The 19087-nt window shown below is 43.1% G+C and carries 19 protein-coding genes; 13 read left to right on the top strand and 6 right to left on the bottom strand.

Annotated elements, in window-relative coordinates:
* Window positions 1-174: 174 nt before the first annotated feature.
* The 4 genes from arr to ACQY73_RS34215 all read left to right on the top strand — a co-directional run bounded on the left by arr (window position 175) and on the right by ACQY73_RS34215 (window position 2809).
* Window positions 175-588, top strand: coding sequence for an NAD(+)--rifampin ADP-ribosyltransferase (gene arr / locus ACQY73_RS34230; protein WP_428668587.1), 414 nt, complete (start codon window positions 175-177; stop codon window positions 586-588).
* A gap of 47 nt (window positions 589-635) precedes the next feature.
* A complete protein-coding gene (locus ACQY73_RS34225; protein ID WP_428659393.1) occupies window positions 636-1001 on the top strand; it encodes a DUF2200 domain-containing protein in 366 nt (121 codons plus the stop codon).
* A 329-nt stretch (window positions 1002-1330) separates the two neighbouring features.
* A complete protein-coding gene (locus ACQY73_RS34220; RefSeq protein WP_428659390.1) occupies window positions 1331-1810 on the top strand; it encodes a DinB family protein in 480 nt (159 codons plus the stop codon).
* A gap of 255 nt (window positions 1811-2065) precedes the next feature.
* Window positions 2066-2809: an isocitrate lyase/PEP mutase family protein gene (locus ACQY73_RS34215; protein WP_428659388.1), complete on the top strand. Its 744-nt coding sequence runs from the start codon at window positions 2066-2068 to the stop codon at window positions 2807-2809.
* 70 nt (window positions 2810-2879) lie between these two features.
* Here ACQY73_RS34215 and ACQY73_RS34210 read toward each other — a convergent pair whose 3' ends face one another.
* A complete protein-coding gene (locus ACQY73_RS34210; protein ID WP_428659385.1) occupies window positions 2880-3863 on the bottom strand; it encodes a GlxA family transcriptional regulator in 984 nt (327 codons plus the stop codon).
* Window positions 3864-3997: 134 nt separating this feature from the next.
* Here ACQY73_RS34210 and ACQY73_RS34205 point away from each other — a divergent pair, with 134 nt between their 5' ends.
* From ACQY73_RS34205 to ACQY73_RS34195, 3 genes are all read left to right on the top strand, one after another.
* Window positions 3998-4372: a SnoaL-like domain-containing protein gene (locus tag ACQY73_RS34205; RefSeq protein ID WP_428659383.1), complete on the top strand. Its 375-nt coding sequence runs from the start codon at window positions 3998-4000 to the stop codon at window positions 4370-4372.
* 80 nt (window positions 4373-4452) lie between these two features.
* The gene (locus tag ACQY73_RS34200) at window positions 4453-5649 is read left to right on the top strand and encodes an MFS transporter (protein WP_428659380.1); all 1197 of its coding nucleotides are present in this window, start codon (window positions 4453-4455) and stop codon (window positions 5647-5649) included.
* Between the two features lie 159 nt (window positions 5650-5808).
* Window positions 5809-6249 (top strand): SRPBCC family protein, encoded by a 441-nt coding sequence (locus ACQY73_RS34195; RefSeq protein ID WP_428659377.1) that lies wholly within the window; start codon window positions 5809-5811, stop codon window positions 6247-6249.
* Window positions 6250-6326: 77 nt separating this feature from the next.
* On the opposite strand, the gene ACQY73_RS34190 is transcribed toward ACQY73_RS34195, so the two are convergent.
* Window positions 6327-7487, bottom strand: coding sequence for a TolB family protein (locus ACQY73_RS34190; RefSeq protein WP_428659374.1), 1161 nt, complete (start codon window positions 7485-7487; stop codon window positions 6327-6329).
* 61 nt (window positions 7488-7548) lie between these two features.
* On the bottom strand, window positions 7549-8496 hold the full coding sequence (locus tag ACQY73_RS34185; protein WP_428659372.1) for a 2-hydroxyacid dehydrogenase: 948 nt from the start codon (window positions 8494-8496) through the stop codon (window positions 7549-7551).
* Between the two features lie 171 nt (window positions 8497-8667).
* Here ACQY73_RS34185 and pdxA point away from each other — a divergent pair, with 171 nt between their 5' ends.
* From pdxA to ACQY73_RS34165, 4 genes are all read left to right on the top strand, one after another.
* A complete protein-coding gene (pdxA, locus tag ACQY73_RS34180; RefSeq protein ID WP_428659369.1) occupies window positions 8668-9756 on the top strand; it encodes a 4-hydroxythreonine-4-phosphate dehydrogenase PdxA in 1089 nt (362 codons plus the stop codon).
* Window positions 9757-9806: 50 nt separating this feature from the next.
* Window positions 9807-10163: a four helix bundle protein gene (locus ACQY73_RS34175; RefSeq protein WP_428659366.1), complete on the top strand. Its 357-nt coding sequence runs from the start codon at window positions 9807-9809 to the stop codon at window positions 10161-10163.
* 89 nt (window positions 10164-10252) lie between these two features.
* Entirely contained in the window at window positions 10253-11140 is an 888-nt protein-coding gene (locus tag ACQY73_RS34170) for a YicC/YloC family endoribonuclease (protein ID WP_428659363.1), read from the top strand.
* An 88-nt stretch (window positions 11141-11228) separates the two neighbouring features.
* The gene (locus ACQY73_RS34165) at window positions 11229-11987 is read left to right on the top strand and encodes an SDR family NAD(P)-dependent oxidoreductase (protein ID WP_428659361.1); all 759 of its coding nucleotides are present in this window, start codon (window positions 11229-11231) and stop codon (window positions 11985-11987) included.
* On the opposite strand, the gene ACQY73_RS34160 is transcribed toward ACQY73_RS34165, so the two are convergent.
* The gene (locus tag ACQY73_RS34160) at window positions 11977-12954 is read right to left on the bottom strand and encodes a 3-hydroxyacyl-CoA dehydrogenase family protein (protein WP_428659358.1); all 978 of its coding nucleotides are present in this window, start codon (window positions 12952-12954) and stop codon (window positions 11977-11979) included. The genes ACQY73_RS34165 and ACQY73_RS34160 overlap by 11 nt on opposite strands.
* A 5-nt stretch (window positions 12955-12959) precedes the next feature.
* Between ACQY73_RS34160 and ACQY73_RS34155 the strand changes: the two genes are divergently transcribed.
* The gene (locus ACQY73_RS34155; RefSeq protein ID WP_428659355.1) at window positions 12960-13208 is read left to right on the top strand and encodes a hypothetical protein; all 249 of its coding nucleotides are present in this window, start codon (window positions 12960-12962) and stop codon (window positions 13206-13208) included.
* Window position 13209: 1 nt separating this feature from the next.
* On the opposite strand, the gene ACQY73_RS34150 is transcribed toward ACQY73_RS34155, so the two are convergent.
* Window positions 13210-16827 carry a PAS domain S-box protein gene (locus tag ACQY73_RS34150; RefSeq protein WP_428659352.1) on the bottom strand — a complete coding sequence of 1206 codons (3618 nt, stop codon included), beginning with the start codon at window positions 16825-16827 and terminating at the stop codon, window positions 13210-13212.
* A 54-nt stretch (window positions 16828-16881) separates the two neighbouring features.
* Window positions 16882-17988 (bottom strand): triple tyrosine motif-containing protein, encoded by a 1107-nt coding sequence (locus tag ACQY73_RS34145; RefSeq protein WP_428659349.1) that lies wholly within the window; start codon window positions 17986-17988, stop codon window positions 16882-16884.
* 197 nt (window positions 17989-18185) lie between these two features.
* Here ACQY73_RS34145 and rsmA point away from each other — a divergent pair, with 197 nt between their 5' ends.
* Window positions 18186-19073, top strand: coding sequence for a 16S rRNA (adenine(1518)-N(6)/adenine(1519)-N(6))-dimethyltransferase RsmA (gene rsmA, locus ACQY73_RS34140; protein WP_428659346.1), 888 nt, complete (start codon window positions 18186-18188; stop codon window positions 19071-19073).
* Window positions 19074-19087: the final 14 nt, after the last annotated feature.

Below are 19087 nucleotides of genomic sequence, written 5' to 3'. Positions count from 1 at the left end.
GCTCGACATCAAATAAATGTTCCGGACAGATTAAGCCGGTTTCAAATGGCTTTACAGCTTGCATTAAAAATAAATAACGACTCGGTTAAGGGAGCTTTTGCTTCTCTATATATTAACATCGCAAAATGTTATGAGGCCTTAAACGACTTTGACAAGGCAAACGAAAATTATGAATTGGCAAATTCATGCACTGACAAACCGTCTGACAAGGGACCTTTTTATCATGGCTCGAAGGCGGATCTGGAGGTTGGTGATTTTCTCACAGCAGGGTACGGGTCTAATTACAAGTCAGAACTCACAATGAATCATATTTATTTCACAGCCTTACTCAATGGGGCCGGACTTGCAGCAGCATTAGCAAAAGGTGATGGACGTGAACGTGTTTATATTGTTGAACCCACAGGGGAATTTGAAAATGACCCGAACCTTACAAACAAAAAATTCCCGGGTAACCCTACACGCTCATATCGTACCCAAACGCCCCTAAAAATTATTGGCGAAATACCGGATTGGGTAAAACAAATGCCCGAAGAAATCCAAAAATTGCGGGAAAAGTTGGCGAATAATAAAGGAGAAATTATTAACTAAATAGTCGACAGACCTTTTATGCCTAGGTTCATCATCAGTAATTTCATATGAACAACTCCAATACACACAATCAGCGTATCGCAAAAATGACCTTTTCTTCTGTCTATCCTATGTATCTGACAAAAGTAGAAAAGAAAGGCAGAACAAAAGAAGAATTACATCAGGTCATTGAGTGGCTCACAGGCTTCGATAACACGAGACTGGAGGAACTGATAACAGAAAAAGTAACTTTTGAAACATTTTTCGAATATGCTTCGCTAAACCCCAATGCGTACTTAATTACCGGAGTAATCTGTGGATATCGTATAGAAGAAATCGAAAATCCTTTGACGCAACAGGTTCGGTATTTGGATAAGTTGGTAGATGAGTTGGCGAAGGGCCGAAAGATGGAGAAGATTTTGCGAGTTGCGTGAGCGACCGACGAACAATTTGTAATTTTTTACCTATGACATAATGGTAAAAGACACAGGTCTGATGATCATCAGCTAGTTTATTTCATTTCTTCCGTAAAGTCATATTTGCGTATTTGTCCAAATTCACCCTTTACATTGTCTATTTTACACCCTTTAGAAGTAACATTTAGGCAATACCTTTGCAGCATAAAATAACAGCTTTGCAATTTTAGGGCATAAAACTCAGCGAAAGGCTCATTTTTAGAAATTGCCGTTGCAAGAGCAACATGAGCATTTTAGGGCCGCATTTGGCAGGAAAGAAACAGTAAACTATTATAAAACTTAGAGCTATGACCACAAATCAACTGATCGTAAAAATGGTATTTGACAGATGGAACACCCTGCTTAAAAATGGTGATACTATCCTCAATGCAATTACCGATGAACAATTGCAAAAAGAAATTGCCCCAAATAAGAACCGAGGAATCTACCTGTTGGGGCATCTGATTGCCGTGCACGATGATATGCTTCCTTTATTGAATCTAGGCGATAAAGAGCATCCCGAGCTTTTTGAAATATTTGTAAAATCTCCTGACAAATCAGTCGAGGTAATTCCTTCTCCTCAAGAATTGAGAGCCTTATGGAAAAATCAACTCGAAAACTTAACCCAAAAATTGGCGAGCCTTTCGGTGGATGAATGGTTTGAAAAACACACTTCGGTTTCTGCTGAAGATTTCATTAAAGAGCCTCATCGAAATAAACTTAATATCATTATTACCAGAACAACCCATTTGGCTTATCATGTGGGTCAATTGATATTACTGAAATAAATACCGAATGAAAAGCCGTATCCAGTAATAAGGGAATTTATGGAGCAAAGTTTATTTCCTGCTTCTTAGGTACATTGGCTAAAATAGTTTGATGCATTTCGCAGTTGTTTGACCCCATCCGGGGTCAGATGTTTGTAGAAAAGAGCAGCATTACTACAAATATCTGACCCCGGATGGGGTCAAACAATTAATGCAAAGTATTTTTAATGGACTACTTATATGTAATGGGATTGATCTATTTTAAAAAAAGAAAGAATGAATAATTACGAAACATTTTATCAATTGCATCACAAGGAAACCCCGTTGATTCTTGCCAATGCCTGGAATGTAAAGAGTGCTCAAATAATAGAACAAAATGGGTATGATGCCATTGGCACATCAAGTGGGGCTATTTCAAACTCATTAGGATATGAAGATGGGGAGAAAATGCCTTTTAAAGAGTTATTTTATATAATACAAAGGATAAATAACTGCATTCAAATCCCACTATCGGTTGATTTAGAAAGAGGATATACCGATAATTTATCCGACTTAACTGACAATATTGAGCGGCTCATTGAAGCCGGTGTGGTGGGCATAAATTTAGAAGATGCTCAGGGCGAAGAGATTTATTTAAAAAAAATCAGCAACATAAAAAATCATCTGGAAAAACGTAATCATAAGCTTTTTATCAATGCCCGAACTGATGTTTTTTTGCAAAAATTGGATTCTCCACTTGAACTTACCATCAAAAGAGCAAAATTATACAAGGAAGCCGGCGCTGATGGCTTGTTTGTAACTGCTGTTGCTGACCCCACAATTATTAAAGAAATTGCAGCTTCTACCACACTTCCCTTAAATGTCGTTGGCTCGCCCAAACTTTCTTCTTTTAAGGCGCTGGCTGACTGTGGGGTAAAAAGAATCAGTATGGCGGTGTTTTTATACAAGGCAACTTACAATCAGTTAGAACAACTCACTAAGAAGGTCAAAGAAAATCAATCTTTTGAATCACTGTTTTAGTTTATACTGTATTGAATTGTCAACGAAACGTTTATAGGGAATGGCCTGATTAATTACCGAAAACGCATTATCAATTCAACGCTTCTTTATTGTATTTAGCCCTGTACTCCAACGGCGACATTCCGGTAATTTTTCTGAATACTTCACGAAACGCTTTCACATCCGAATAACCCACTTCATACATTACTTCATTGATTGTTTTGCGGCTGTTTTCAAACGATTTTTTGGCTGATTCAATTTTCACCCGTTGCGTATATTCAACCGGCGTATTTCCGGTCGCTTTAATAAATCTTCTATCGAAATTTCTCCTTCCCGCCGAGAATTTGGAAGACAGATCTTCAATTGAAATTTTTTCATGCAGTTTGCTTTCAATATAGGCTTGTGCCTTAACTACCATTTCATCCCCGTGCAATTTTTGCCCTGTAAAAATCGAAAATTCAGATTGGCTGTTTCTATCCATTTCAATCTGGAAAACTTTGGAACAATAAATAGCGGTTTGCCTGTCATAGTATTTCTCAATCAGGTAAATGATCAGGTTTAAAAATGAATACGCACCGCCATTCGTATAAATACCTTTTTCGTAAGTAATCAGTTTATCAGTTTGTAAATTCACTTTCGGGAACATCGTTCTGAAATTATCGGCAGCAGACCAGTGGGTAGAACAACTTTTCCCATCCAACAAACCGCTCGAAGCAAGCAGAAATGCACCGGTGCAAATAGCGGCAATTTCGGCCCCGTCTTTATATTGTTTCGCAATCCAATCACTCAGTACGCTGTTTTCCTTTAAGGCCTTCTCATAATTATGATTCAATGATGGGATAATGATGAGATTTGTCTTTGTGATGGCTGAAATATCAGTGTGCGGTTTTACGGCAAACAAGCCGTCATAGAAATCGACCTGCTTTGAAACACCGGCCAATTGAATGTTGAACAGCTGCTTATTCCCATTTTGCTCCCAATAATCATTGGCCTGCGTAAAAATTTTGTATGCCCCTACAATGCTGCTTAGGTTGTTACCTTGACCGTCGGGGACTATAATTGTCAGATGTTTCATAAAGTAAAATTTTGACAAAGTTAAAAGCAATGTCTGTCCAAATCAACCCATCATAAAGTCCATTTTACACCCATATCAAGGACAGTTCGGACAATATCTTTGTATCTTTAACTACTGAACAAAAGAAATAGATCATGACAAACGAAAAAGCCCCGACAACTGAGGAAGTTGCTGCACGATTCAATGACCTTGCCCAAAAAGAAATGTGGTTTGAAATCCAGGATGAGCTTTTTGCAGATAATGTAAAGAGTATAGAACCCACAAATTCTCCCTATTTCAGGAATGCGGAAGGTAAATCAAGTGTTCGTAAAAAAGGAGAGAATTGGGTGAAACGGGTAGAGGCGGCTCATCGGCTTTTTACAACCGAACCTGTGGTGAGCGGCAATCATTTTGCCGTTGGCAGAGAGTTGGATATTACGGTTCAGGGGTTGGGAAGGCTACAAATAAATGAGATAATGCTATATGAAGTAAAGGACGGTCAGATCATAGCAGAGCAATTTTTTTATTAAGAACTCTTTTCTTAACGTTGCTTTAGCCTTAGAGGTGCCGGCCAAATCAACGTCAATTCTAAAATCGAACAAAACAGCTTATGAAAATTAAACCCGTTGAGTTTATTGCTCTATCGGCCTGTATCATGATGTTAACGGCATTGGGAATCGATATTATGCTTCCTGCCTTTGGTAAACTCAGAGAGCACTTTGGACTCAGCCCTGAGTCAACGGCCACTGCACAAATTATTTCTTTCTTTTTCATGGGTCAGGTCGCTCAACTGATCTTTGGTATACTTTCTGACCGTTTCGGGCGACTGGCAATTTTACGGATCGGATTTCCCCTCTACATCATTGGTGGCGTAGCGGCCGCCTTTGCCCCAAGCCTTGAGCTTATGTTGGCCGCGCGTTTTTTGGCCGGTATGGGAGCATCCGCCGTTTTTATGACCACCATCGCCGGGGTTCGCGATCGTTTTGTTGGCGACCAAATGGCCCGTACCATGTCTCTCATCTTCACAATTTTCCTGTTCACTCCGGTGATTGCGCCTTTTTTAGGAATGGCTATTCTGTCTTTTTCAACGTGGCAAGCGGTATTTCTTACTCCGCCTTTGTTTGCGGTCATCGTTTTTATCTGGTCACTCCGATTGGAAGAGTCCCTTCCACAGGAAAAGCGTCTCTCTCTTAACGGCAAAAGTATCGGACAGTCGATCCGTAAAGTGATTACTAACCGGACCTTTCTTCGTTACACCGGGATCACTACCCTGCTTTTCACGGCACTAAGTTCGTATGTCGCCAGTTCCGAACATATTATTGGGGAGATATACGGCAAGCCGGAATTGTTTGCATGGGTCTTTGCCGGTATCGGACTGCTGATGTCACTTTGTACCTTTATTAATTCCTACTTTTCGTCAAGGTTTGGGGCCGGGGTAACCATAAGATGGCTTTTGGTCGTGTATACTACCGTGGCCGGTCTCTTGCTGTTGTTTACTTTTTATTCCGGTGACCCACCAAATATGTCGGTATTTTTTAGTGGAATTGCACTGCTAATGGCTATAAATCTGGCGGTAGAGCCAAACAGCAGTGCCTTGGCGCTGGAATTTATGGGCGAAAAAGCCGGTATTGCTTCATCGGTATACGGTACATTCTTTTTTTTTATTGGCTCAACGCTCGGCTCCTTCATTAGTTTATCAATGACCAAAAGTGTTTTTCCGCTTGTCTTGAGTTTTTTTATCATTGGACTGGCTGCTTTACTGCTGGTATTCAGCGATCATCACCTGCCCGGTAGAAAAAACGGCTAGAGGCTTATGCTGCTTTTTTTCAATAGACAATAAAGGTGTCGGATCGTATTGTCCAAATCAGCCTGTTATAATGTCTATTTTACACCCTCTCAATTACCTATTAAGACACTAATTTTGTCTTGATGTAATGAATATCAACTTAAAAAAACAGTTAAGGCCATGAATAATCAAGATTTTACTACGGTCTTTTTAGTAGACCAAACACCGGAAGAAGTATTCAAAAGCATTAACCGCGTCTCCGCATGGTGGACCGACGATCTTGAAGGCAATTCGCAACACGTAAATGATGAATTTACGGTTCATTTTGGAGAAATTCATGTTTCAACGCAAAAAGTAGTGGAGGTTATTCCCGACAAAAAAGTTGTATGGCTTGTGACCGACAGCAACCTTAATTTTATCAAAGACAAACAGGAATGGACAAACACTAAAATCAGTTTTGACATCTCTACCCACGATAATAAAACTCAACTTCACTTTACTCATTTCGGATTGAATCCCGAGGTTGAGTGCTACAATAGCTGTTCAAAAGGATGGGATTATTATTTGAAAGGAAGTTTGTTCAAGTTATTAACAGAAGGAAAGGGAACGCCCGGCTTATAAAAAATAAGACGGCCTGATTCTCTTCGGAATTCAGGCCGTCTTTCAATCAACAAAACAGCTATTGATAGTAAGTAAATCTACTCCTGATAAAGCATTACCTGCGGCGTGGTTCCCGGTTCTACGGCGTAAAACTCCGAGCCGGAAAGCCATCCAAACTGAGAGGTGCCCCTCGTTATAGGGCGCAATTTTTGAGCAGTTAAATCGTAAAGCCAAACATGCGGCTGTCCTGACAAGGTAGAAGAAAATAAAAGCTGATTGCCCGAAGGTGACAACATAGGCCATTGAATGGAACCTTTGGCGGGCGTCACAAACAAAGTTTTGGTAACAGCATCCTTTTCAGGGTCGTATTGAACAATTTCCTGCGCTTCCTGCGCAGAAGTTGCGTATCGGTGCACTAACAACGAACGGCTGTCGCTTGTCCAAACCATATCGTACGGTTTTTCTAAGGTTGTGCGCTTGTCAATTTTTGTATCGGTATCATAGATCAACACGTTTCCTATACGGTTATAATCCGTATAGGCAATTTTTTTACCATCGGGCGAAAGCGCAGCCTGCCATACATTGGCAGCAGTCGGCAGCGTAAATTCACTGAATGAACCTTTGGTCACGTCATAAATTACATAGTTGCGACGTTGGCTTGTAGGAGCTTCAAAAATAATCTGCCCGCCGTTTCCGATCCAATTTCTGAAAAAGATCGTTGATGGATACGTGAGTTTCTGCGTTTTGCCGGTAGCAAGTTGAGTTAACGTAATATCTTTTGAATCCTGCGACTGAGTCAGGGAATAAGTGCCCGCCGGTGAAAGGTAAAAGCTGACAGTATTGGTTGTTTGCAGCAACTGTTTTACGGGCTTCAGTTGATTGGGAATCACTAAAATAGGCGTACTTAACGCTGACCAATAATCGCCTTTGCTCCCTTTTACGGCCACAAAATACTGCTTATCCGACTGTAGACCGGTAAGTTCAATGGTTTTTTGTTCCGTAGTTTGAATCAATTTCAAATTTGACGGACTGCCTTCTGCCAACCACACTTCCGTTTTGTCAAAATCCACAGGCTGCGGACCGGTAGTACCCATAAATACACTTCCGATGGATTGAATACTTACTTTTTCATTGTCATAACTTGCAACTGCACTCATAAGTAACGGCTCCTCCGGAGAAGGCTCAGGCGCCTTTTTACAACCGATGATTCCAATTAAACTAAAGAATAAAACTGCAAAAAAGGTGGAGGTGTTTTTCATAACAGACAAAGAATAATGGCTTTCTCAGTAAGACGTTTTTATGGCGCTAAGGGTTGTACAGCTAGCGTTCTATTTTATCAGCTTTTAAACTTGCTATGATCTGTTTTACCAATGCTTCGTTTATTTTGGCGTAGCTTTCCTGCGTCCAACCGGCCACGTGAGGCGTAAGAATTACGCGGGGTGACGTGCGCAGGTAATCGAACGATTTTTGTTGCTCGGGTGTCAGAGTGGCTAACTTCTCATTTTCCAACACATCCAAACAAGCCCCACGCAGTTTACCGCTTTCCAATCCTTTCACAACGGCTTCGAGCTGTACAATTTCGCCGCGCGCAATATTGAGCAGAAAAAAAGGTCGGGCCACGTTGGCGATAAAATCGTCATTGACCATCAACTTGGTTTCGGGAGTGAGAGGTACGTGCAGGCTGATAACATCCGCTTCCGCCATGATTTCTTCCATCGACGATTCCTGCGCGTATTCGTCTCCATAATTGATCAAATATTTATCATACGCCAATACTCGGCAGCCAAATCCACTCAATCGTCGGGCAGTGGCACTTCCGTTAAAACCGTATCCGACCAATCCAACTGTTTTGCCCATCAGTTCGATTCCCCGGTTTCCTTCGCGGTTCCAAATTCCCTGACGGACCTCGCGATCAGCTTTTATAATGTTTGCAAACAATCCCAGCAACATTCCTACCACGTGTTCTGCCACAGCGTCGCGGTTTCCTTCATTGGCCGCAAATACCTGAATATTTTGTTGATGAACGGCCTCCAGATCAATCAGATCCAATCCGGCTCCTGCCCGGGCCACAAAACGCAAACGGGGTGCCAGTTGAAGCATTTCTTCATCAACTGCGGTTTTACTTCTAATAATAAGTCCTTCGTAATCACCAATATGGGATAAAATATGGGAACGTTTGAAAGCAGGCTCGTAACGATACTCCAATCCTGCCCGATCAAGCATCGGGAACAGCGAGGGATGCATTTCGTCAACAATTAAAATCTTCACGACAGTGTCAGTTAGTAATCGGCACAAAAATAGTGCGGTTTATTCGTTAAATTGCAGCCTGAACAGTAAAACGATTTTATTGATTTTGGAGGTTAAGGTGGTAAAAACAGTGAATATTGCTTTCTTATTCCCTTCCCTTTTCCTCAAAATCTTATTTTTTATCCATGAATCATGAGCGAATTAAACCTTGATAAACCTGTTATTGGAATAACAATGGGAGACTACAACGGTATAGGACCGGAAGTCATCTTAAAAACATTGCAAAATAATCAATTAAATCGCATCTGTACTCCTGTCATTTACGGTTCTATGCGCATTCTGAATCGCTATCGAAGCCAACTGCCGGAGATGAAAGACTGGAATTTATTCGGACTTCAGAAAATCGATCAGGTAAATCCCAAAGTAACCAATGTCATTACGTGTTGGCCTAATTCGGATGAAGACATTCAGCCCGGTAAAGTGACTCCGGAAGCCGGAAAAGGCGCTTTTGAAAGCCTGAAACGGGCGATGGAAGATCTGAAAGCGGGCAAATTGGACGCATTGGTTACAGCTCCCATCAATAAGAATAACATCCAGAACGACGAATTCAAATTTCCGGGTCATACCGAATACCTGGCTGAAGCTTTTGACATCAAAGAGCCACTCATGTTTATGGTCAGTGATATTCTGCGTGTTGGGGTAGTGACGGGACATATTCCGCTTTCGGAGGTATCAGCCACTATTACCAAAGAAAAGATCATTGTAAAACTTCAGGCAATGTTGAAATCTCTGCGTGGCGATTTTGGCATCCGCAAACCTCGTATTGCCGTGCTTGGACTCAATCCGCACGCGGGTGAGAACGGGCTATTGGGTAAAGAAGAAGAAGAGATCATTACACCGGCCCTAAAAGAACTTCGTAATAAAGGACAGCTCATCTACGGCCCTTATCCGGCCGATGGCTTTTTTGCCGCCCAAACCTATCGTAAATTTGACGCGGTATTGGCCATGTACCACGACCAAGGTCTTTCGCCTTTCAAAACCATTGCCTTCAGCGATGGGGTTAATTTTACGGCTGGACTTCCCATCGTTCGTACTTCCCCCGATCATGGCACTGCCTACGACATTGCCGGCAAAAATCAAGCCGATGAAACGTCTATGCGCCAAGCCATCTATACCGCCTGCGACGTAGTTAAGCATCGCAAAGACCAGGCAGAACTTGAGAAAAATGCACTGAAAAAGAATCCTGTAGTAGAGAAGATGACTTCGCAGGAAGAGAAATAGATAGAAGCGAGGAGATAGGAATATTTTAGATAATTTTCAATCAATAACCTATGCAGAAATCCAAAGGTTTTCGTGATTTAATTGTTTGGCAAAAAGCCCATCAACTGGTATTGGAAGTATATACACTCACTGAAGCATTCCCCAAAGAAGAATTTTTCGTTTTAACTTCACAAATTCGTCGCAGTACTATATCCATCGCAGCGAATATCGTGGAAGGATACAGAAAACGTACAAAACCTGATGAAGTAAAATACATGAATATTGCCCAAGGTTCATTAGATGAAACCTTTTATTATTTCATTTTAGCTCAGGATTTAGGGTATGCAAATACTGCCGAACTTCAGGAAAAAATAGAAGAAATTGCAAAAATGCTCCACGCTTATTCCGCCTCTATCCAAAACTCTTAAACTTACTACATTCGATTTTGTCTATCTTTCTGTAGCTCATTACTAAAAACTCACTCCCGGCTACTGACTCCTGATAACTATCTTAAAATATGCTGAAATCAATGACCGGCTATGGAAAGGCCACCTTCGAATCAGAAACCATCTCGGTGACTGCCGAAGTAAAATCTCTGAATTCCAAATTCTTAGACATTTATTGCCGTATTCCGCGCAACTATTCAGAGCGCGAAATAGAAATCCGTAACCTCATTACACAAGCCCTCGAACGCGGCAAAGTTGAGTTTAATCTGACCGTTACACCGGTAGGACAAGGCGGCTCCGGCACGATTGTGAACCGAGCCTTGGTAAAAGCCTACTACCGCGATCTGCACCAAACCGCCGAAGATCTGGGGTTTGCTCCCGTGCCTACTGACGTGCTTCGGATGGCGCTTATGATGCCCAATACTTATTTGACCGATGCTGTCAATGAAGACCAACAGGCCGCTGATCTGGTACTGATCCAAAAAACAGTTCATGAGGCCCTCAAAAAATGCACGGAATTTCGGGTTCAGGAAGGGCTTGCCCTCGACAAAGCATTCAAAGACGCCATAAAAAAAATAACCGATCTGCTGGCTGAAGTGGAAGAATTGGACAAAAGCCGTATTCCGGGCGTTCGGGAACGACTGCGCAAGAACGTGCGCGATCTGCTCAATGATGAAGCATTTGACCAAAATCGGTTTGAACAGGAACTGGTGTATTTTATCGAAAAATTTGATATTTCGGAAGAGAAAGTTCGCCTTAAAAATCACTTGACGTACTTTATCGAAACCCTTCAAAGCAAAGAAAGCAACGGCAAAAAACTCAATTTTATCGCTCAGGAAATTGGCCGTGAAGTAAATACCATCGGCTCCAAAGCTAACGATTCAGCTATTCAGCATTTGGTAGTGCAGATGAAAGATGAATTGGAAAAGATCAAAGAGCAAACGGCGAATATTATTTAAAAAGTATTAAGCGAACAGTGTGAATTGAAATCGCTCCATTTTACTTTAACCGTTCTCCTTTTTCCTTACTTTTATTTTACGTGCATTTATGCAAAAGATTGTCATTACAGGGGCAACGTCCGGCATTGGTCGGGCGTTGGCGCTGGAATTTTCCAAACGTGGCTACGCCGTTGGAATCGCCGGGCGCCGTACCGAGCGACTGATTGAAATTCAACAACAACTTCCTCATTGCGTCTACGAAACCATTGACGTTACCGACGCAAATGCCGGACTGGAAGGCTTAAAACGTCTGGTGAAAAAACTCGGCGGCATGGATGCGCTCATCATCAACGCGGGTGTCGGTACGCTTGACCCTGATTTTGAAGAAACCGACACGATCATTTCCGTAAATGTCAGAGCTTTTGCCCACCAATCGCAATGGGCATTGGCCTACTTCAAAGAAAATCGCTTAGCGGGGCGCATCGTGGGAATATCCTCCGTGGCTACCCATATTGCTACGGCAGGCTCCGAATTATATTCTGCTTCCAAAGCGTTTGTTACACGGTATTGGCAAGGATTGCGACAGGCCGCAGCATTGACAGGCTTAGGAATTTCGGTCACGGAAATTCGTCCCGGTTATGTAAAGTCAGAAATGACGGCGGGCCAAAAAGGGATGTTTTGGCTTTCCCCAACTGAAAAAGCGGCCCAACAAATTGCGAATGCCACCGAACGCAGAGCACGCGTTGCTTACATTACCAAACGTTGGCGGCTGATTGGTGCCTTGCTCTCCATCCTTCCCGATGCGTTGGTCGATATGTTGATTTTGAATTCGCTTAGAGGGCCGGCTCCTACTAAATCTACTTCTTAGCTTCCAGTTTTTTCTTTACTACATCGACGGGATATTTGAGCGCCAGTTCTCGAATTTCGTAACTGAAAGTTTCAAAGGTTTCGCGCCAAAGTTGCGCCTCTTCGGTTGTATAAGGATAAAATCCGTGCGCATTGGCCACACCTTTTCCACCTTCCTTTACAATGCCATCGATCAACGCCGGCACTTCCGCGCTTGTACTCAAGGTTGGAAAAAGGTCTTTCATTACGGTATGATAGGCCGGCACGCCCGTCAGGTCCATCCAGCGAAAAGGGCCGGCCAAGGTCATCCAGTAGCCGGCATTGTTGCGACAGGCGCGGTCTACATCTTCAACCGTTGCGTAGCCGTTCTCAACCAAGTTGAAGGCTTCGCGGTACAGGGCGTACATGAGGCGGTTGGTAATAAATCCGCGAATGTCTTTTCGTACCAATGTAGGTTCTTTACCCCAGGCATGTGAAAGTTCATAGAGCCATTCACCTTTGGAAACATCGCTCAATTCACCGCATATCACCTCCAAAAAACGTGTTGTATGGGACGGTTCTGCCCAATGCAGCCCAAAAAAGCGCTCCGGATGCTGAATTTCTTTTTGTAAAATACTGATGGGAATGGCCGATGTATTGCTCGTTATTACGGCATCAATTGAAACTACGGCTTCGATTTTTTCGTATACCGATTTCTTGATGGAAAGATTTTCCAGTGTACATTCGATCACCAACCGGCAATCTGCCAGCGCGTTATAGTCTTCAGTTACCAACAGTGATTCAAAAAAATGTTCCGGTAATTGTGAAGTCAATCTTTCTTCCTGTGATTTGCGCAGATGTTCGTAAATACGCGGATGTGCTGTTGGAACATCAATGGGAAGCGGTGCTACGGCTATCACCCGATGCCCTGCCAGTAATAAACATGTGGTTATGCTGCAGCCCATCAAGCCAAGTCCGACGACACCCACAGAAAATTGGTTAGTATTCATTACAAATGTTGCGCTTCTCCGAAGCTTATTGGTATTTGTTGGCCGTTGATGGTGTTTTTCACCACCAATTTCTACAAAGGTTGCGCTTCTCCGAAGCTTATTGGTATTTGTTGGCCGTTGATGGTGTTTTCACCGCCAATTTCTACAAAGGTTGCGCTTCTCCGAAGCTTATTGGTATTTGTTGGCCGTTGATGGTGTTTTTCACCGCCGACCTTTTCCAGCCATTATCGATATTACCCATAATCAATATCTAAACTACTTCTGTGTAAACTCCTCTAAAATTGGTTGATATTCCTTCAAAAATACTTTGAATTCCTGTTCCAGTTTTGGCAAATCTTCCGCTAATGTGCTGGTATCGTTGGTTTTTAGCTTGCCTTCTCCGATTCGGGCGATTTCGGCCACTCTCGATACGCCAATCGTTCCGGCACTGCCTTTCAGGGTGTGCAGGTTGCTTTTTACTGTCTTAATGTCATTGTCGGTAAATGCCGTTAGGGCTTCGCTGACCAATTCCGTGGCTTCGACAACAAAATCTTCAAAAATAGAACTTACCAATTCCATTCCACCCAATTGGCGCAATTGGCCTACGATCTCCAGATCAATGATTGGCAATTGAATATCCTGCGCAATTTCTTTTTGTTTCTTTTGCAAAACAATACCTTCCTGAAATGTTTTGCCGGCATCTATGATCTCTTTCACTTTTTGGATCAATACCTGCGCTCGAATCGGCTTGGGTACGTAGTCGTCCATACCTTGGCTCAGAAAACGCTCCCGGTCTTCTTTCATTGAATAAGCTGTCATAGCCACCACCGTAGGCAATTTGGTGCCAAACAATTCACGCAGGCGTTGGGTGGTTTCGATACCGTCCATATCGGGCATTTGAATGTCCATAAATATGGCATCGTAATACGGACCCGCAGAGGAAAAATTGGCATCCACCAACTGAATCGCCAACTTGCCGCTTTCAGCTGTTTCTACCACACAACCCGCTTTCTTAAGTATTTCGCTGGCCACTTTGCGGTTAACAAAGTTGTCATCCACCAACAAAAGCTTCGGGTGATATTTACTGAAGAAATTCTCAAATTTGATTTCCTGATTATCCGCTTTTTGCTGCGTAGGGCTGATCATCGTTTCTTTGGTCTCAAAGGTAAACCAAAACGTACTTCCTGTATCCACGTTTGATTCCACTCCGATCTCACCCTTCATAAGGCGGCACAATTCTTTCGAAATGGCAAGCCCCAATCCCGTTCCGCCAAATGTCTTGCGTGAAGACGTATCTACCTGACTAAACGCATTAAACAGCAGATTTAAATTTTCAGTTGAAATCCCGATGCCTGAGTCCTGCACTTCCACTTTTATTTTATGAAATTTGCCCTTCGTCCATACCGACGACACTTTCAATTTTACTGAGCCGTTCTCCGTAAATTTAATGGCATTGGACGTCAAATTGGAAAGGATTTGCAACAAACGGGTTTGGTCGGCAATGATGAATTGAGGAAGGTTCTCACCAAAATGAAAACTCAACGTATTGTTCTTATTACGAGCCGTTTGCGCAAACAATGAAGTCAACTTCTCAAAAATTTCCTCCAACGCCACCGGCGCTTCGTTAAGTGCCATTTTGCCCGCTTCGATTTTCGATAAGTCCAGAATATCGTTCAAAATATTGAGCAATGTTCCCGACGAGCGACGCATGGTCAGTATATAATCTTTTTGCTCCGGATTCAACGGGGTTTCGTTCAACAGGTCGATCATACCGATGATGCCGTTCATAGGCGTCCGAATTTCGTGGCTCATATTAGCCAAGAATCGTTCCTTCACTTTCAGCGAGCGTTCAGCTTCTTCTTTGGCTTTGACGAGTTCCTCCTGATTGCGTTTCAACTCCGTAATATCCCGCGCCAAGGCCGCTACAATCGGTTCCCCTTCTTCGTCGCGCAGGAGCAACATGTTAAACATGAATTGGCGGATGGTGCCGTCTTTTATGCGGAGTTCAGCCTCAAAATTTCGCAGGCTTTTATCCCGACGCAGTCGCACCAGTGCCGCGTGAATGCGGTGCTGATCCACGAAATAATCCGTGATATTGGTTCCCATAGCCTGTTCAACCGTATAACCCGTTCGTTTGAGCACGGAGGGGCTTATCATTGTAATTTTACCACTGCGATCAGTACGAACATAAATGTCCTGAAGATTGACGAAAATCCCCCGAAACTTCTCTTCACTTTGTTGCATCGAAAGTTCGGCTAACTTACGCGGCGTAATGTCCCGCGCCACACCCGATACTTCTTCAATAATACCCTCTTTAGGTTGAATGGGGTTTAAACTAAATTCCAGCCACATATCGCCTTCTCCGTTACGGGTTTCGATTTTCATCTCAAATCCCTGAGGGTTACCCCGAAACGCCTGCCGATAACGGTCTTCCATCTGGCGTCGGTTCTCGGTCGTCATCAATTGCCATCCTAACCGCTCGGTTGTGGTATTGATAGTGGGAGTCGTGCGCAGGTGCTGCTGCAAAAACGTCGAATAATTTTTATTGAACGAAGTCAATTGCAATGCCTTATTGACGGACCAGATCAAGTAGGCGCTGCTGTCAAAAATAGCGTTCAACCTTGCCGTTTGTCGGTTCAGATCCGCCTCATTTTGCTTTCGGGCAATAGCTAACGCCACTTGTCCTGAAATAAATTCCAGCATTTCGAGATTGCGCGGCCGGTACTGATTGGGATTGGTATACGATTTTACCCCAATGATGCCTGTCACCCGATCACCAATGCGCAACGGTACGCAGAGCAATACTTTCGGTATTTTTCCGTACATGTAAAGGCCCTGCTTTTCAGCCAACTCCATGATGTCTTTTTCGTACAAAAAGAGCGGTTTATTGGCTCGTATGGCGTATTCCGTCAGGCCGTTTCCAATTTTACGTTTGGTAAATCGGACATTCCCCTTAAAATATTCATCCACATAATAAGGGAAATACATGTAGCTTTTGGTAGGATCATACAAAGCAATGAAGAAGTTACGGGCGTCGATCACTTTCCCCAATTCTTCGTGAACCCGGGTGTAAAATTCGTCCAGGTCCTGCGTTTTGATCATCCAATTGGCAATACTGTAATAAAGACTTTGCGAGCGTTCGGCCCGCACTCGGCTCGTGGCGTCGTGCAAAATACAGCGAAAAGCAGTAGGTCTATTGTTTTCGTACCGGCATGTCACGCTGCCGGTCAGGTAGATCTTTTTACGTTGCTTGCTCCAGAAAACAGTTTCAAAATCGGGCACCTTCTCCCCTTCTTCCACCCGTTTCAGTAATTGCAGCGTTGCGTCCGCTGCCTCGGGCCAAAGTACGTCTCTTAAGGTAAGTGACATAAGCTCTTCAGCCTCATACCCAAGCCGTTCGCGCCACGCCCGATTGACGAACAGAAACCTCCCATCCAACGAAACCAACTGGATCAGATCGCTTGTATTGTCGATCAGATCCTGCAATTGAGCGTTTGATTTATTAAGGGCTGTAGCCACTCTCAACTTATTGGTAGCATCTTCACCGATCAGCGTAAAGTCAATAACAACTGCTGATTTTTTATTGATGATCAATGAGTTGACTTGAACATTACGTAAGTTCTTATTTTTAGCTACCAACAATATCTCCCGAAATTCCGCCAATTTTCCCCGTTCCAGCGACTCGTTCAAAAAGGCTTTTATCTCGTAACGTTGCTCAATCGCTACCAGATCTTCAAAAAAATTGAATCGTTGTAATTCCTCCGGGCTCCAGCCCAGCATTCGGATCGTATACGCATTGGCATACAGAATGGCGCCGTCTTGGGCCACCGTCAGGCCAAAGAGGTTAAGTTGTTCAATAATAGGGTTTGGTTGGGTAATCAAAGGGGTTTCCACAGTTATTTCAGTTTTGGATCACATAGATAGGTACTGCATTATACTTCAGGAACATCAAATACTCATCATGAATTCAACAAGATTTTCTTCCGATTCAAGGTGTATCTTTTTGCGTAAACGATACCGTTTCAATTCTACACTCCGGTACGTAATATTGAGTAGTTGAGAAATTTCTTTTGACGAAAGGTTCATCCGTAAATAAGCCGCCAACGTCAAATCTCCTTTCGACAATTCAGGATAGTATTCAATAAGTTTCTTAAAGAACTGTTCATGTACCTGATTGAAATTTTGTTCAAACAGGTGTCGATCGTTGCCCATTGCAATGCGCGTTTCGATCAATTTTGATAATTGCTGAAAATCAATGGGGCGATGATGCTGTTGAATGTCATGCACTTTTTCCTGAATATCCTGAAATAGTTCATTCTTTTTGATCAATTCCATGGTTGAGTTGGCCAACTCTTCCGATTTTCTTACAAGATCCTGTTCCAACTGCTCATTGCGAATTCGAATGATTTCCTGCCGGTTCCGTTTCTCCTGCTCTTTCAGTTCCTGCGCTTTTTGACGCATAAGCTCTTGGTTTTGCGCAATCAGACGGTGTAAATGTATCTGATAAAAACCATAAATCAGTAAACAGAAAAGCGAAAAATAGAATAGTTTACTCCAAATATTCCAGTACCGGGGAGGAAGGATATGAATAGTCAGCGTTGCTTCGCGCCGGCTTGTGTTTGTTCTTAAATGAAGTGTATACTTCCCGGGCGAAAGATTATTGAACTCTTTAAAGGAACTTTCGGTAAAATCTGACCAAGTATCTGAATAGTTTTCCAGCCAGTAACTATATTTCACAACAGAAGCAAAATCGGTAGAACTGAACCCAATAGTCAGATTATTCTGATCATAGTTCAACTTCACCGCTTTGGCCGCTTTATTTGATAAATAGGTTTGGGCCAGTTCGGGGAATTTTTCAACCGAATAGCTTCTGATGAGTGGAATACCTTTATTTTGAGTAATGAACGCAGGAGAACGGAGAAAAGCAAAGCCATTTTCGCGACATAATATCCGGGAGGTTGAGTCAAATGATACGATAGTTTCGTAGTCATCTACCAAAAAATTATTTTGAAGAGGAATTTCCTGCCATTGAGAAGGTGTCCGACGGATTCTCAAAGCCCCTGATAGGAAGTGAAGGCGGGTAAGACAAAGTTAGGATTTGAGTAAAGACAAAAGTTAGAATCACGCAAAGATGCGGAGGAGCAAAGGGAATAAATTGCTGCTTGGTGCCTTTGCGTGATTCGTTTTAGCCAAAACTAACGTACTTTCGTGCCATAATCGCTTAAACAAGCCTCTGGCTTGCCCCCGAAAGCATGAAAGTAAGAGCAAAAAAACACTTAGGGCAGCATTTTTTGCGCGACTTAGACGCGTCGAAACGCATTGCTGATCTGTTGTCAGGACACGGCAACTATGATACTGTATTAGAGATAGGCCCGGGCATGGGCGTACTGACGCAATTCATATTGCCCAAAGCTGAATACACTACTTACGTCATTGAAATTGACCGCGAATCGGTCGCTTACCTGAAAGTGCATTTTCCCACACTCGAAGGTCACATCATTGAAGGCGATTTTCTGCGCATGAATTTAAAGGAATGGATAGAGTCTGTGAAGGAGAACAGGTTGGTGGAGACACCAACCACGGAAAAAGACTCAAGGTCGGTGTCTCCACCGACCACGGAGGCCGAACCTCAGCCTTCTCGCCCCTCTTTCGCCATCATCGGCAATTACCCCTACAACATTTCGTCGCAAATCCTGTTTAAAGCCTTAGAATACAAAGATTTTGTTCCGGAAATTGTGGGTATGTTCCAGAAAGAGGTTGCGATGCGCATTGCTTCGCCGCCGGGCAAAAAGGATTACGGAATTTTGAGCGTGTTGTTGCAAGCTTATTATGACATTGAATACTCCTTTTCCGTTCCGCCGGAAGCGTTTGACCCGCCGCCGAAAGTCACGTCGGGGGTGATTCGTCTGAAACGAAACGCCGTAACGCAGTTGGAATGTGACGAAAAGAAATTTGTGCAGGTCGTGAAAGCAGGGTTTAATCAACGCCGTAAAACCTTGCGAAACGCACTGAAACCCTTGGGTATTTTGTTTGATCATCCTTTGTTGGACAAACGGGCCGAGCAATTGAGCGTGGCACAATTTGTGCTTTTGACACAATTGGCAACCACCGGGGCGCAGGAAGCAATTGACCTGACCTAATACCCATACCTTGA

It is taken from the genome of Runella sp. (genome assembly GCF_965279615.1).
Classification (GTDB): domain Bacteria; phylum Bacteroidota; class Bacteroidia; order Cytophagales; family Spirosomataceae; genus Runella.
This window is presented reverse-complemented; position numbering and strand designations above follow the sequence as displayed.

Excerpts from the sequence above, each read along its gene's own strand:
- ACQY73_RS34215 (WP_428659388.1), top strand. The coding sequence starts at position 2,066 with ATGAATAATTACGAAACATTTTATCAATTGCATCACAAGGAAACCCCG.
- ACQY73_RS34155 (WP_428659355.1), top strand. The coding sequence starts at position 12,960 with ATGTTGCGCTTCTCCGAAGCTTATTGGTATTTGTTGGCCGTTGATGGT.
- ACQY73_RS34190 (WP_428659374.1), bottom strand. The coding sequence starts at position 7,487 with ATGAAAAACACCTCCACCTTTTTTGCAGTTTTATTCTTTAGTTTAATT.
- ACQY73_RS34165 (WP_428659361.1), top strand. The coding sequence starts at position 11,229 with ATGCAAAAGATTGTCATTACAGGGGCAACGTCCGGCATTGGTCGGGCG.
- ACQY73_RS34220 (WP_428659390.1), top strand. The coding sequence starts at position 1,331 with ATGACCACAAATCAACTGATCGTAAAAATGGTATTTGACAGATGGAAC.
- pdxA (WP_428659369.1), top strand. The coding sequence starts at position 8,668 with ATGAGCGAATTAAACCTTGATAAACCTGTTATTGGAATAACAATGGGA.
- rsmA (WP_428659346.1), top strand. The coding sequence starts at position 18,186 with ATGAAAGTAAGAGCAAAAAAACACTTAGGGCAGCATTTTTTGCGCGAC.
- ACQY73_RS34195 (WP_428659377.1), top strand. The coding sequence starts at position 5,809 with ATGAATAATCAAGATTTTACTACGGTCTTTTTAGTAGACCAAACACCG.
- ACQY73_RS34160 (WP_428659358.1), bottom strand. The coding sequence starts at position 12,954 with ATGAATACTAACCAATTTTCTGTGGGTGTCGTCGGACTTGGCTTGATG.
- ACQY73_RS34170 (WP_428659363.1), top strand. The coding sequence starts at position 10,253 with ATGCTGAAATCAATGACCGGCTATGGAAAGGCCACCTTCGAATCAGAA.
- ACQY73_RS34175 (WP_428659366.1), top strand. The coding sequence starts at position 9,807 with ATGCAGAAATCCAAAGGTTTTCGTGATTTAATTGTTTGGCAAAAAGCC.
- ACQY73_RS34225 (WP_428659393.1), top strand. The coding sequence starts at position 636 with ATGAACAACTCCAATACACACAATCAGCGTATCGCAAAAATGACCTTT.
- ACQY73_RS34210 (WP_428659385.1), bottom strand. The coding sequence starts at position 3,863 with ATGAAACATCTGACAATTATAGTCCCCGACGGTCAAGGTAACAACCTA.
- ACQY73_RS34205 (WP_428659383.1), top strand. The coding sequence starts at position 3,998 with ATGACAAACGAAAAAGCCCCGACAACTGAGGAAGTTGCTGCACGATTC.
- ACQY73_RS34200 (WP_428659380.1), top strand. The coding sequence starts at position 4,453 with ATGAAAATTAAACCCGTTGAGTTTATTGCTCTATCGGCCTGTATCATG.